Here is a 14,342-nt window from a genome sequence, read left to right as displayed (position 1 = left end):
CACTCCGAATCTCTCTCCTCCCGGTTACTTGAAGTCGGCATAAGGCGTCAGCGGCTGCGGCGGTAAATCGAGGTCCCCCTGCCAGCCGGCCAGGGAATAACGCAGATAAATCAACGCGTGGCTCGGCGTATAGTTCTTCGCCTGCTGAATATCGATGCCCGCGCCGAGCGTCCAGTGCGAACTGAGACGGCGTTCGACGATCGCCCGCAGGGTATAACCGACGCCGCTCGAGGCGCTGCCGTCCTCGACGGCGAACTTATCGGGCAGTGAATCCGGGATCAGGCCTTGCAGCGGATAACGGCGCTGGCTGTCGGTTTTCGAATGCGACAGCGAAACCGAACCGCCCAGCTCCCACGACCAGTTCTCGGTGCGCTGACGATAGTTGACCGGCAGCGACAGCGACAGATATTGCTGCGGGCTGTAATAGCCGCCCTGTCCCAGCGAGTAGCCGCTCAAGTCTTTCTGGTAGTGCCACAGCATGGTATTGAGCCCAACGCTCAGGCGGCGATTGTCTTCGTTGATCACCTTGTAGTAATAGCCGGCCATCAACCGCTGCCGCTGGTTGTCCGCCACGTTCTTGCCGGTGATCTGGTGCGCGCTGAGATCGGCCCACACGCCGTTCGCCTCGCCGCGATCGTAGCTGGTGCTCAGGCTGACGCCGGTGGCGCGCACGCCGCCCCAGGTAGTGCCGGTATTCGGATCCTTGGCGCCGCCAAACGCCAGCAACGAGCTGGAGATCGGCCGCCGCGAGGCCGCCAGCGTCCAGCCGATGTGGTTCCAGTCGCCGCTGTAGGCCAGGCCGCCGCTCCAGTCGACCACCTCGAAGCCCATCGGCGTCGTGCCGATATCGGCGGCCCAGCGATCGTTTTTCCAACCGGCCGCCACGCTGGTGCCGGTGGTTTTCTGGTGTTCATCGCCGCGGCACCCTTGCGTGTGGCAGGTGCCGAAGGTTTCGTAGTATTTGCCGCTGCCGTCGGTCGAGAAGCGGCCGGCATCCAGCTGCACGGTGTCGGTGCGCAAGAAGGCGCGCCCGTCATACAGCGGCATATCCACCTGCAGCATGGTGTCGTGCGCGTTGAAGTCGGAAATGCCGCCGGTGCCGCTCGAGCGCCAGTAATCGTGATCGAGCGTGACGTTCACGTCTTGCTGCCGATACAGATCCGCGGCATCGGAGCGGATGCCGCGTTTCAGCCAGTCGTCGCCCGGATTATTGCGCGTCAAATAGGTGTAGCGGTCATTGTCCTGCGGCAGCGTCGGCGTGATGCCGCCGGCCACCATCGCCTGGCGGTAATCCTGCTGCGCCCGCTCCGGCTGTTGCTGAGCCCGCTCCAGGCGGGCGGCGTCGCGGTAGATCAGCGCTTTGGTCTGCCCGACGGGTTCTGAAGCCGCCGCCGTTTTCAGCCGGCCGAAGAGCGCGTCGGCCTGCTGCGCATCGCCGACCGCGCCCCAGGCATTGGCGACCCGCCGTTGGCTGTTGAGCGAAGCGTCTTGCGGCTGCGGTTCGGTTTTCAGCCGCTGGCGCGCCGCGTCCAGATCCCCCTGCGCCACATAGGCTTCGATCTCGCCCAGTTGCGCATCCGGATTGTTCGGTTCACGACGTTTCACCCGCTGATAGTCGTCCAGCGCCGCCGCATACTCCCCGCGCGCCAGCGCCCAGTCGGCGAGCAGCAAATCGATGCGCGTGTCCGCCGGCTGCCGGCGCAGATAGGCTTCCGCCGCCGGTTCGTCACCGGCCGCCCGCAGCCCTTCGGCATGTGCGATCGTCGCCTGCATTTTCAGCCGCTGCGCCAGTTCGCGCATATTGTCGTTCCACTGCGCCGCCGGCAGCGTATTGAGCTGCGCCAGCGCCTGCCTGTCGCGATCGCTGCCGGAAAGATAGAGCGCATAGGCGTAGGTCAGCTGCGGATTGGCGTGCTGGCGCTGCGTCAGCTGCCGGAATAAGGCGTCCGCCTGTTGCGGCTGCCCGGCCTGACGCAGCGCCTGGGCATAGCGATAGGTCAGCCAGACATCGTCGGGCGCCATCGGCTGGGCGCGCCGATAGATTTCCGCCGCCTGCTGCCACTGTTGCTGCTGCGCCAGCGTCTCCGCCTGCTGTTTCAGCCTGTCGAGCCGCAGCCCATCGAGAGTGCTGCGCAGCTTGGCCTGCTGGCTGCGCGGCAGGCCGTCAAGGTAGGCCAGCGCTTTTTCCGGCGACTGGCGCTGATAGATATTCACCAGGCCCCGCAGCGCGCTGCCGTTGCCGGGATCGCGCCGCAGCGCCTGCTGATAAAACCCTTCCGCCGCGGCGTCATCCTTGCTCGCCACCGCCACATCGCCCAGGCCGAGAAACGCGTCGCCGTTGCTGTCGTCGAGCTGGCGCGCCTGCTGATATTTCTGCCGTGCCAGCGCGAGATTGCCGGCCTTGAGCGCTTTGTCGCCCTCGTCGATCGCCAGCCAGTAGCTGGTGCTTTTGATCAGGCTCTGCCATTTGCCGCTGCCGTAGCCATTCTTGTCGGCCGCCAGCGCCTGGCGAAAGAGCTTCAGCGCCTGCGGGCGGTCACCGGCGCGTGAATAGGCCTGGCCGAGCGCGCCCAGTACCTCGGCGTCGTTCGGCGTCGCCGCCAACGCCTTTTGCAACTCAGGAATGGCCGCCCGGCTGCCGCCTTTATCCACCTGCGCCAGGCCGCGCACCCGCGCCTGATAAGCCGGATCGGCCAACAGTTTCTGCTGTCTGGCCAGCTCTTCACGGGCGCTGGTCGCCTGATCGCCGGTGTCGAACACGCCGAGGAAACGGTTGAGCGCCGCTACGCTCTGCGCGCTGACCGGCATCGCTTTGACCTTGTCCAGCCACAGATCGGCGGCATCGCCGCGCCCGGCCGGATCGGCGGCGATCTTCTGCAGCAGTTCATAGGCCTGCGCGTCCTGATTCTGGCTGAACAGCATGCGCGCCAGCGACATGCGCAGCGCCGCGTTGCCGGAATATTGCTGATCCAGCGCCTGCAGCTGCTTTAACGCCTTCGCCTCCTGTCCCGGCAAGCGCGCCACCAACCGCCAGTATTCCACCGCCAGATCGAGCGTCGGCGGCTCGCCGTGGAACAACGCATCGTACTGCGCCTTGGCCTCCGGCAACCGGCCGGCGGTCGCCATCAGGCGCGCCTGCTGCAGCTTTTGCCGGGTTTCCGGCTGGGTCAGCAGCATGTTCATTTGCGCCTGGCGATAAGCGCTGGACTGCGGCGCGAGCGTTTTCAGCTTGTCCAACTGCTGCTGCGCCAGCGCCATGTTGCCCTGCCGCAGCGCCAAACGCATGCGCGCGGCGATCACGTCCGGGTTGTTCGGATCCATCAGTTCGAGCCGGTACAGCGATTGACGCACCAGATCGTCCTTGTTGCCGGCCTCGCCAATGCGCACCTGCTCCAGCAGCCACTGCTCCGGCGCCACGGCCTCCGCAGCGCGCGCCTGCGGCAGCATCGCCAGACTCAGCGGAATCAAATTCAGCCAGTTTATTTTGAAGTTGTGCATTGGCCGTCCCACGAGGGTTGCAATTCACCCTGACGATTAAAGCGATAACGTTGTTGATCCCACCCCTGGCCGAACAGCGTCAGCGAGGCGCTGAAATAGGCGTCGTCACCCGGCGGGTGTTCGCCGATCCGTTGCCGCTGGGCCGCCAGCGCGTCGGCCTGCGCCGCCAACATCGGCAACATCGCGGCGGAAAAGCCGACCGGGCCGTCGCCGGTGGTTTTGCCGCTGGCGGTATCGGTTTTCTCCGGCGGCACGCCCTGGCTGGCGGTGAGCTGCGCCATCGGCTGGAAGCGTTTGAGCAGCGCCGCCTTGTGTTCATCGTCGTCCGCCAGCATGCCGGCCCACAGATAGACCCGAATGGCGTCGTAGCTGCCGACGTTCGGCTTGACGGTGTCCGGCTGCCAGCCGGCACCGACCCGCCATACCACCCAGTCCGGCGAGAAGCCGTGCGGCGCGGTCTCCAACCACAGCCGCTGATTGATCTCGCGCATCGCGCGCCACGGGCCGTTCAGCGCCGCAAAACGCGTCAACAGCTGCGGCGGCAGGTAGCTGGGGTTCAGCCGCCAGCGATCTTCCGCCACGAACCCGACTTTGCCCGGCAGCAGCATCAGCCCCAGGCCGGGGATGTCGGCCACTTCCTCGCGGCCGATGCGCTGCAACAGCAGCGTCCCCAGGGTTTGATAACGCCGGCTTTTCCACAGGCGGCCGGCTTCGAGCAAGTTATAAGCAATCCACAGATCGGCGTCCGACGCCGAGTTGGCGTCCAGCACCTTCCACTGCTTGTCGTCGCCCTCGCCCCACAGCCAGGCGGGTAAACGGGCGCTGAGATCGCCCGCCGCCAGGTTGTTCTCCGTCCAGGTCAACAGCTGGTCGAAGGTCGGCCGGTCATTGGCCACCAGGGCGAAGAACAGGCCGTAACTCTGCCCCTCCGACGTGGTGATTTTGTTCGGGCTGCTCGGATCGATCACCCGCCCCTGCGGGCTGATGTAGAACTGCTTGTACTGTTGCCAGCCCGGCCATTCGCAGGCCGCCGCCGCGCTGAAAGCGCACAGCAGCAGCATGCCGAGCGACAGGCGTTGCAGCATCGCGTTCACCGCCGTCAATCCCGATCTTCAGGCGCCAGACGCCGCCGGCTGAAGGCCTTCAGGCCGCGCCACAGCATCAACCCCAGGATCACTACCAGCACCACCGCGAGCACCGCCAGCAGGACCGGATGGGTGGAGAGGGCATACCAAAGCCGCTCCCACCAAGGCAGGTGACCGACATAGTAAACATCGCCGACGCGCAGGCTGTTGACCCCCGATTCGCGGATCACCGCCACCGAGCCGAACACCGCGGCGCGCTTGCCGCTGTCCAGCAGGGCATTGTTCAGCAGCTCATAGCCGCGCGGGCTGTCCGCCAACAGCGCCACGATGCTGCGCTGGTCGTTGAACGGCGACTGCACGCCAATGATCGCCGACATCGCCCCCTCGGAACTGACGGTGGTCTTGCTGTCCGGCTTGGCGTCCTCCGCCAGCACTTCCGAGCTGGGCAGCGGCGGTTGGCGCGTCGGCTGTTTCACCCAGCTTTGGGTCGCGTCCACCAGCAGGCTGATTTTCTTGTCGTCGCGCAGCTCCGGCGGAATGGTGCCGACCATCAGGATGTCGTCGTCGCGATCCTTGGCCTGCGACCAGTCGTCGCTCAGCGTGAAGGCCAGCGCCGGATAACCGGTTTGCGCGCCGATCACGCCGAGCGCGTTCAGCAGCGCGCTGACCTGCGCCGGCTGCGGTTTCTGGTTCACCAACACCAGCGTTTGCGACAGATCCGCCAGGCGGCTGAACGGGAAACCGGCGTTGGCGAAAGCGCGCAGGTCCGGCATCGCCATAAAGTGGCGGTAGCCGGAGAAATCGATGGTGGACGCGCCGTCGATCACCGCGTGGTTTGGCGTGAAGGAGTAGGTTTCGCAGCGCCCTTCCGCGCCGCTGGCCAGCAGCGTGGTGTAGTCAAAGTCAAAGCGCAACTGGTTGGTGGCCCCGAGCCGCAGCGCCGGAATGCTGACGTTCTTGTCGGAATCGAGCAGCCCCTGCGTCAACGGCAGGCGCAGCAGCTGCGCCCCCTGTTCGTGTTCCGGCACCAGCGAGTAGGCCTGCACGAACTGGTTGTTCAGGCTGACGCTCAGCCGCGAACCGTCCTGAATGCGCGGTGCGGTATAACGGTACTTGAGGTGCATGTCGATGCCGGTGCTGCGGATCAGGAACAGATCCGGCGGCAGGTTCATGGTCAATGAAATCGGGCCGGGCTCGATACCGCTGGTTTGCAGCTGTTCGGCGTATTGCTGCAGTTCGGCGAAGGTCATCGGCCGATCGGTGCGCACCCAGTTCGGCGCGTCGTAAGGCTGGCGCGGCGCCAGCTGTTCCACCTTGTCCACCGTCACGTTCTGGCCGCGGAACAGAATGTCGCCCTGCGCGATGCCCTTCACCGCGGTGATCAAATCGTTGTCGTCACGCCCCTGAATCAGCAGCAGTTTGACGTAGGGATTGTCGGGGTGGCTGATCATCTCCACCGTCGGGCCGTTGACCGCCGGGTAATCGCGCAGGAAATCCGGGCGCTGCTTATTGGTGGCGAACACCACCGCGTGCTGCGTCGGCAGCGCGTTATACAGCGTCGGGAAGGATTGCCCGCGCCACTGCGCCTTGCTGCCGAACCACGAGGCCAGAATGCCCGCCGCGCGCTGCTGGGCCAGATCCGGCTGGCCGGCGAACACCATCGGCAGCGTCAGCGGCCGATTGTCGCGGCTGTCGAAGAACGGCTCAGGGAAGTGCGACAGCTCGTTTTTCACCGGCAGCGTCTGGAAGCGCAGCTTCAGCGCGCTGGATTTGCTGACGTCGAGCCACAGCGAGGTGCTGGCCGGGTTTTCGCAGATGTTCTGATAATGGCCGACGAACACCAGCCGGACGCGGTTAAAATCGGTGATATAGCGCGGATCGATCGCCATCTGGATGCGATTGGGCTTGCCCAACTGCTCCTTGGCGATCGTGGTCACGCCCATCAGCTCGTCGTTGAGGTAGACCTTGACGTGCGACTCGACCGGGATCAGCGCCGGCGACGGCGTAAATTCCAGGTCGAGCATCGCCTGCGAGACCACCTCATCGCTGCGCACGCCGAATTCGATCTGCCCGTCCGGCCGGGTGCCGCGCAGAACAAAGGTGCCCGGCGGCGGCGCTATCTGCGCGAACGGCAGCGACACGTCGCGCACCGGCGCATTCGGATCCTGCGGCGCGGTCGCCGTATCGGCCGTCGCGGCGATCGGCGGCTGGGCCGCCACGGTCGGCGCGGTGGCGGTTTCGGCCTGCGACAGGGTGCTGATGCCTAAGGCCAGAGCTGTTAACCAGGTTATTTTTCTCGTCATCGTATCATCATCAATGTTGGAGCCTGTTCACCGGGCGAGTGAGCGGGCGGTTGAACTCGCAGCTAACCCACGGTTTCTTGTTGACCCAAGGTCGGATCCCTGCCGACGCCGCGCGGAATAAACGACACTACCCACGCGGTCAGCGACGTGACCCCGACCAGCAGACCGCGCACCAGCGGCGGCGCGTAGTCCGCCATGCGCACATAGCCGCGGAAGCCCAGCGCCAGCACGTCGCGCAGGCTTTCGATCGGCCGGTCTTCAGGGAACCCGTCCTGCCACAGCGCCCAGGTATCGGCGCGGGCGAAGGTGCACTGAATAAAATCGATGTGTTCGCGGGTGGAAAGACTGACCAGACGCACCCCCACCTTGTTGCCGAAGGCGCGCGTCACCACGCAGGGGAAGCTGTACTCCTGCTGGCCGCGTTTGAGCAGCAGCGAGGCCTTGTCGCCCTCTTTCAACGTGTCCGCCACCCGCATCTCGATGCCCACGCCGCCATCGGAGTAATCGCGCAGCGTGCAGGGGTAGAGATGGCCGTCGGCACGCGCGATCGCCGCCGGCATGGCGATCTCCACGCGGTGCGCCTGACGCACCTGTTTGGCTTCCACCGCCACCGCCACCGCGCCGCCGAGAATGGTCATGTTGTACAGCACCCACACCAGGCTGATGATCACCGTCATCACCTCGTCCGTCGGGCCATAGGCCAGCCGCCAGGCGCCGAACGCCAGCCCGGCGAGGTTAAGAACCACCAGGAACATGTAAGGCCGGGTGATCACCCAGTCGACGTGCTCCTCCTCCACCAGCCCGCCCTTGGCGGTCACGTTAAATTTGCCCTTGTGCGGATTGAACAGCGCCACCGTCGTCGGCCGCGCGATATACCAGGCCAACACCGTTTCATAGATTTCGCTCCAGAACGAATGGCGGTATTTCCCCTGGATGCGCGAGTTGGTCAGGCTGGCGTGGATCATGTGCGGCAGCACGTAAAGCGCGATCGCCAGCGCCGGCGCGAAGATGATGTAGGCATGCAACAGCAAAAACGCCAGCGGCGCGGTGAGGAAGATCAGCCGCGGGATGCCCGACAGGAAGTGCAGCATGGCGTTGGCGTAGCACAGGCGCTGCGCCAGTTTCAGCCCCTTGCCCAGCAACGGGTTGTCGAGCCGGAAGATCTGCACCATGCCACGCGCCCAGCGAATGCGCTGGCCGATGTGCGCCGACAGGCTTTCGGTCGCCAGCCCGGCGGCCTGCGGAATGCGGATATAGGCCGAGGTATGCCCGCGCCGGTGCAAACGCAGCGAGGTATGGGCGTCTTCGGTGACGGTTTCCACCGCGATGCCGCCGATTTCGTCCAGCGCGCTGCGGCGCAGGATGGCGCAAGAGCCGCAGAAGAAGGTGGCGTCCCACATGTCGTTGCCGTCCTGCACCAGCCCGTAGAACAAAGTGCCCTCGTTGGGCGTCTGACGGAAGCGGCCAAGGTTGCGCTCGAAGGGATCCGGCGAGAAGAAGTGGTGCGGGGTCTGCAGCATCGCCAGCTTTTTGTCTTTGAAGAACCACCCCATGGTCAGCTGCAGGAAGGAGCGCGTCGGGACATGGTCGCAGTCGAAAATCGCCACGAACTCGCCGGTGGCCTGCTTCAGCGCGTTGTTGATGTTGCCGGCCTTGGCGTGTTCGTGAGTCGGCCTGGCGATGTACTTCACTCCCACCTCGGCGGCGAACGCCCGGAACTCGGGGCGATTACCGTCATCAAGGATATAGATGTTCACTTTTTCTTTCGGCCAGTCGATCCCCAGCGCCGCATAGATGGTGGGCTTCACCACCCCGAGGTCTTCGTTGTAGGTCGGCACCATCAGATCGATGGTCGGCCAGGTGGCGCTGTCTTCGGGCAACGGCACCGGCTGGCGGTTAAGCGGCCAGATAGTCTGGAAATAGCCCAGCACCAACACCACCCAGGCGTAGGTTTCCGCCACCAGCAACAGCAGGCCGCATACCAGGCTGAGCGGATCGTCCCAGTTCAGCGTGGCGGTATAGCGCCACCACAGGTAACGGCAGGAGACGGTCAACGACAGCACGATCAGCATCAACGCAGGCAAGCGCCCCGGCACCCGGCGCACCACCATCGCGATCCCCCACAGCAGCAGAACGAACACGAACTGCGCCGACAGATCGAAGGGTTGCGAGATGCACAGCATGGCGAGGATCGCCGCCAGCACGCCGACCAGAATGAACAGCGCGCGCCGTAATCCGCGGTTCATGCGGCCGAGTCGCTCTACCGAGCGCTGTTCCACGCCGGCGTTTTTCAGCCGCTGCGGCAAGCCCTGCAGCCAGTCGGCATAGCGCTGCTGCAGCCGCCGCCAACCGGCGAAATAATCGCGCTGCACCGGCGCGCGGCCGCTGCGGAACAGCAGCAGCCACGCCCCCTGCAGCAAATAGCGCAGCGCATCCGCCGGACGGGGGCGTTCGGCGGACAGATGCGGGAACCAGTAAGCGCGGCCGGCGCGCACGCGCCGCCAGGCCGGTGACTCCAAACGCAGCAGCATCCACCCCAGCGCCACCAACAGCGTAGTGAAAAAGGCGGTCAGCGCCGACGCCCCGCTGCGGCGATAGGCGCGGTAGCGCGCCTGCACCGCCTGGCGCACCGGCGGCACCAGCAGCAGGCTCAGCACCCGACTCATGGCGCAATGCCCCGTTTGAGGTTGATCAGGCACCAGTTGGCCAGCGTCAGCACTTCATCCGCCGCCAGGCTCTCGGGGCGGTACTCGCCCAGCGGCTGTTTGGCCGCCAGCGCTTCCGCCAACGCTTCATCGCGGTGGATAACCACCGGCAACAGGCCGCTCAGCGTTTGCAGCCACAGCTGATGCAAATCCTGCTGCAGCCGGCTGGCCGAAGAGTAATGGTTAATCAGGAAATGACTTTCGTGCGGCAGCGCCTGCTGATGGAGCCGCACCTGGCAGTTGGCGTCGGGGTTCAACAGCACGAACACGCTGTCGGCCAGTTGCAATGCCTGCTGCGCCAAAACGCCGTCCCCGACCGGGACGTCCAGCAGGATCCAGCGCTGCGGATCGCCGGCCATCAGCTGGCGCAAATTATCGCGCCAGCGATCGGGATGCGCCTGACACCGATGTTGCACTTCCAGCCGTTCCGCCGCATTCAGGCGGCCAAACGGTAAAAAGTCGAGGTTTTCGCAATAACGCAGCGCGCCTTCCCGCCAACCGCCGCCGTCCTGTTCCGCGCGTGCCCAGCCGCGCGCCAGTTCGAACGGCGTGTTGAAATGCAGGCGCAGCAGATTGTCCGGCGTAAAGTCTATCGCCAGCACCGACTCGCCAAGCTGGCGCAACGCCCAGGCGAGCGCCGCCGTGACTGACGTCGTCCCCATTCCACCCCGCAACCCTTGCAGCGCGATCGCCGGCATAGATCAGTGGCTCCCCGCGTTTTGCGCCAATTCGGCCAGCAGCGGCCAGCGCGTCATCATTTGCGTTAACCGCTCCTGCCGCGAAATATCGACATAGCTTAATTTTGGTAATGAAAAAGCCTGGCTGAGCGCCTGCAGGTCATCCTGGCTCTCCTCCGGCGCCGCTGCACGAAAATGGCTGGGTGCGTTATTCATTCTTCCGCCTTGGCGAAAATAGGCTATGTTAATTAACTATAGCAACGATACAAAAAGAGACAGGCAATAAGATGATTCTCAACAAATATTATTGAAGAGCATCGGAGATTTGTTATTGCCAGCGTAAAAATGGCTATCTTTAAATATAAACGCCTTTAGTCGGCTTTCAACGAAAGTAGAACACATCCTATGGCGCACTCTTTTTCTCTAGGCATTCGGCAGATTTGGGAAGAGCTGTCGGTGATGCAGGCCCCCGGCCTTTATTGGGTGAATATCGATCGGCAAAGCGATGCCGCGTTGCTGTGTCGTCAGGCCATCGCCGCCCAACCGGCCACCCACAAAGTCGCCCTGATCTGCAGCGGAGACAAACCCGATCGCCTGCTGGCCGAGCTGGCTGCGCCCGCTTTGCAGAAGCTGCCGCTGTATCAACTACCGGAGAAAAAAGCCGCGCTGGCGCAGTTGAGCGACGATCTGATGCGCGCCCTGCGACCGCAAAATCGCTTACTTATCCTGCTGGCCCACGCCAGCCTGTGGCAAACCTTCACCACCGAAGAACTGCGCGAATGGACGCGCACCCTCGCCGCCTGGCTGCGGCGGCAGGGGTGTACGCTGTTGATCCTCAGCCACGGCGGCGGCATCAATAAGCTCAAAGGGCAGCTCAGTACACAGCACCGCATCCTGAACGGCCTGTCCAGCCTGCAATGGCAGCAGGACAGCGCGCAATACCTGGTGAACTGGTGGAGCACCGAGAACGGCATCAACGCCAATCAGCTGCTGACGCTGTACGCCGCGGAGGGCGGCTGGCAGGGCGAGGATGAAAATAGCCAACCCTCCCCCACCGCCTTGCGCAGCGACGAAGGCCTGTATCTGGCCGAACGCAGCATTCTGGAAGGCGCGCCGCCGCTGTCCGCCAACTGGCAACTGCTGGAGAGCAACGACGAGCTGGCGCAGCACGGCATGCTGAGACTCTCGGCGACCTTGATTTTCGCCCTGTACCAAAGCGACCAAATCGATCACCTGGCGCACCAGATCCACACCCTGCGCCGCAGCCGCGGCAACGGGATGAAAATCGCGGTGCGCGAAATGAGCGCCAGCCTGCGTTACAGCGACGAACGGCTGCTGCTGGCCTGCGGCGCCAACCTGATCGTGCCGCACGTCGCGCCGCTGTCACGTTTTCTGACCATGCTTGAGGGCATTCAGGGGCAGCGTTTCTCACGTCACGTGCCCGCCGACATCGATGCACTGCTGGCCGGGCTGCGTCCGCTGCAGCTGAAAGGCTACATGCGGCCGGAACCGTTTAGCCAGGCGGTGCTTTCGCTGATGGCCAACACCTTGCTGCCCGAGGACGGCAAAGGCGTGATGGTGGCGTTGCGCCCGGCCACCGGCCTGCGCGCCGAACAGGCGATGACCCTGTGCCACCTGCGGCGTTTCGGCGACGTGATGACCGTGGTGCAGGGGCGCCTGGTGCTGTTCCTCTCCACCTGCCGCATCAACGATCTGAACACCGCGCTGAAGTTCATCTTCCGCCTGCCGGTGGATGAAGCCTTCAGCAACCGGGTGGTGTGGCACCAGGATGTCGATATCATTTCGGAAATCAAACGCATGGCTCAGGGGCGCTGGCAGCTTACCGCCACCGGCGCCGCGGGCGTCGCGCCGCCGCCCCCCGTGGTGACGGCCGCAGAGCCCGCAGAACGCCGCCAGCCGATCGCTTTCACGCTGCCGCTTGGCCCGCAGGAGGAAAAGCATGCTGAACCTTAACGACATCCTGCAACTGATCTTGCTGTGCGCGCTGGTCTTCATTCCGCTGGGCTACGCCTTTCACCGGCGTTTTCCGCATTTGCGTCAATACTGGCAAAACCTGTTGTTATCGCCGCGCTATTTGAAATCCGCCGGTTTATGGGTGCGCACAGGCTCATCCTCCCAGATTAAACGTCATAAGAAGCAGCCATGAATCCAAACTCAAATACGCAATCCGATAACGCTCTGTGGCGCTACTGGCGCGGGCTGGGTGGCTGGAACCTCTACTTTCTGGCGAAATTCGCCCTGCTGTGGTTCGGCTACCTGAATTTCCACGCGCTGCCGAACCTGGTGTTCATGGCCTATCTGCTGATGCCGATCCCCTCGCCGCGGCTGCACCGCTGGCGCCATTACCTCGCCATCCCGATCGGCATCGCGTTGTTCTACCACGATACCTGGCTGCCGGGCATCAACAGCATTCTCAGCCAGGGCTCTCAGCTGGCCGGCTTCAGCGCCCAGTACCTGCTGGAGCTGGTCAGCCGCTTTATCAACTGGCAGATGGTCGGCGCCGCCTTCGTGTTGCTTATCGCTTACCTGTTCGTCGCCCAGTGGGTGCGCGTTACGGTGTTCACCGTGGCCGCGCTGGTGTGGCTCAATATCGTCAACATCGCCGGGCCGGCGGTCTCACTGCTGCCCGCCAGTTCCACGGCTGCCGCCGGCGGCGCCGGCACGCCGGCCACGGCCGCGCCGACGGCAGGAGATAATGCGCCGGCAGACAGCCTGCCGCCGACCAGCGCCAACCTGACGGCCTATCTGAACCAGTTCTACGAGCGGGAAAAAGGCCGCGCCACCGCGTTCCCGGCCACTTTGCCCGCCGACGCCCAACCGTTCGATCTGTTGGTGATCAACATCTGCTCGCTGGCCTGGGCCGATATGGAGGCGGTCAACCTGCAGAATCATCCGCTGTGGTCGAAGATGGATATCATGTTCGACAGCTTCAACTCGGCCACCGCCTACAGCGGCCCGGCGGCCATACGGTTGCTGCGCGCCAGCTGCGGCCAGCTTTCGCATCACGATCTGTACCAGCCGGTGAACCAGCAGTGTTACCTGTTCGACAACCTGGCGAAGCTCGGCTTCAAGGAACAGCTGATGCTCGATCACTCCGGGGTGTTCGGCAACTTCCTGAAAGAGCTGCGTGAACAGGGTGATATGCAGGCGCCGCTGATGTCGCAGGCCGGCGTCGGCAACGAACTGACGTCGTTCGACGGTGAGCCGATTTATAACGATCTGGAATTGCTGACCCGCTGGTTGGATCAGCAGCAAAAAGCCGGAGACGCCCGCACCGCCACCTTCTTCAACGTCATTCCGCTGCACGACGGCAACCGCTTCGTCGGCTCTAACAAGAGCGCCGACTATCAGCCGCGCGCGCAGAAGCTGTTCGATCAGCTGAACACTTTCCTCGATCAGCTGGAAAAATCCGGCCGCAAAGTGGTGGTGGTGATCGTGCCGGAGCACGGCGCGGCGTTGGTGGGTGACAAGATGCAAATGTCCGGCCTGCGCGATATCCCCAGCCCGAACATCACCCATACGCCGGTCGGCATCAAACTGATCGGCATGAAGGCGCCGCATCAGGGCAGCCCGCTGCAGATCAAAACGCCGAGCAGCTATCTGGCGCTGTCGGGGCTGGTATCACGTCTGGTGGACGGCAAAGTCTTCAGCGAGTCCAGCGTCGACTGGCAGGCGCTGACGCAAGGGCTGCCGCAGACGCCGGTCATCTCCGAAAACGACAACGCCATCGTGATGCAATATCAGGGGAAACCTTACATTCGCCTGAACGGCGGCGATTGGGTGCCTTATCCGCAATAAGCGCGGCCTTATCGACCCAAAGCACGCCGACGGCGTGCTTTTTTTATTGAGCAAGTCCGACAAAAGGCGAAGTTAACCGTCTGGCAAAAATATTATTACTCACCTCCCGTTAAATTTTTTATTCGCTTATTAATTCATTGCGAAAATTCCTATAAAAATAAGCATTCGTCAGATTTTCGTTAAGCATTCAATAACGCCCCGAAAAGCGATTCGATTAACTGATTGATTAAATAATAAAAAACGCCGGCGTTAAGC

9 protein-coding genes are annotated in these 14,342 nt (G+C 63.6%); 3 read left to right on the top strand and 6 right to left on the bottom strand.

Annotation, left to right across the window (positions count from 1 at the left end):
* Window positions 1-24 precede the first annotated feature (24 nt).
* From bcsC to bcsR, 6 genes are all read right to left on the bottom strand, one after another.
* Window positions 25-3,498: a cellulose synthase complex outer membrane protein BcsC gene (bcsC, locus tag SERRSCBI_RS00650; protein ID WP_042783437.1), complete on the bottom strand. Its 3,474-nt coding sequence runs from the start codon at window positions 3,496-3,498 to the stop codon at window positions 25-27.
* Window positions 3,480-4,592 (bottom strand): cellulose synthase complex periplasmic endoglucanase BcsZ, encoded by a 1,113-nt coding sequence (gene bcsZ, locus SERRSCBI_RS00645; RefSeq protein WP_080273430.1) that lies wholly within the window; start codon window positions 4,590-4,592, stop codon window positions 3,480-3,482. Before bcsZ ends, bcsC begins: the two co-directional genes overlap by 19 nt.
* Before the next feature lie 5 nt (window positions 4,593-4,597).
* On the bottom strand, window positions 4,598-6,886 hold the full coding sequence (gene bcsB, locus SERRSCBI_RS00640) for a cellulose biosynthesis cyclic di-GMP-binding regulatory protein BcsB (RefSeq protein WP_042783436.1): 2,289 nt from the start codon (window positions 6,884-6,886) through the stop codon (window positions 4,598-4,600).
* 62 nt (window positions 6,887-6,948) lie between these two features.
* Window positions 6,949-9,552 (bottom strand): UDP-forming cellulose synthase catalytic subunit, encoded by a 2,604-nt coding sequence (bcsA, locus tag SERRSCBI_RS00635; protein ID WP_033645053.1) that lies wholly within the window; start codon window positions 9,550-9,552, stop codon window positions 6,949-6,951.
* Complete coding sequence (gene bcsQ, locus SERRSCBI_RS00630) at window positions 9,549-10,289, bottom strand: cellulose biosynthesis protein BcsQ (protein WP_042783435.1); 741 nt, start codon at window positions 10,287-10,289, stop codon at window positions 9,549-9,551. Before bcsQ ends, bcsA begins: the two co-directional genes overlap by 4 nt.
* Before the next feature lie 3 nt (window positions 10,290-10,292).
* Window positions 10,293-10,484: a cellulose biosynthesis protein BcsR gene (gene bcsR / locus SERRSCBI_RS00625; RefSeq protein WP_033645055.1), complete on the bottom strand. Its 192-nt coding sequence runs from the start codon at window positions 10,482-10,484 to the stop codon at window positions 10,293-10,295.
* Between the two features lie 189 nt (window positions 10,485-10,673).
* Between bcsR and bcsE the strand changes: the two genes are divergently transcribed.
* From bcsE to bcsG, 3 genes are read left to right on the top strand one after another with little or no spacing between them, the layout of a single operon-like run.
* Window positions 10,674-12,242: a cellulose biosynthesis protein BcsE gene (bcsE, locus tag SERRSCBI_RS00620; protein ID WP_042783434.1), complete on the top strand. Its 1,569-nt coding sequence runs from the start codon at window positions 10,674-10,676 to the stop codon at window positions 12,240-12,242.
* The gene (bcsF, locus tag SERRSCBI_RS00615) at window positions 12,229-12,435 is read left to right on the top strand and encodes a cellulose biosynthesis protein BcsF (protein ID WP_033645228.1); all 207 of its coding nucleotides are present in this window, start codon (window positions 12,229-12,231) and stop codon (window positions 12,433-12,435) included. The genes bcsE and bcsF overlap by 14 nt, the downstream gene beginning before the upstream one ends.
* Complete coding sequence (gene bcsG / locus SERRSCBI_RS00610; protein ID WP_042783432.1) at window positions 12,432-14,087, top strand: cellulose biosynthesis protein BcsG; 1,656 nt, start codon at window positions 12,432-12,434, stop codon at window positions 14,085-14,087. Before bcsF ends, bcsG begins: the two co-directional genes overlap by 4 nt.
* The last annotated feature ends 255 nt before the right edge of the window (window positions 14,088-14,342 follow it).

The organism is Serratia sp. SCBI (genome assembly GCF_000747565.1).
GTDB lineage: Bacteria > Pseudomonadota > Gammaproteobacteria > Enterobacterales > Enterobacteriaceae > Serratia > Serratia ureilytica.
Note: the sequence above shows the minus strand (reverse complement) of the source record. Positions and strands in the feature narration are given on the sequence as shown.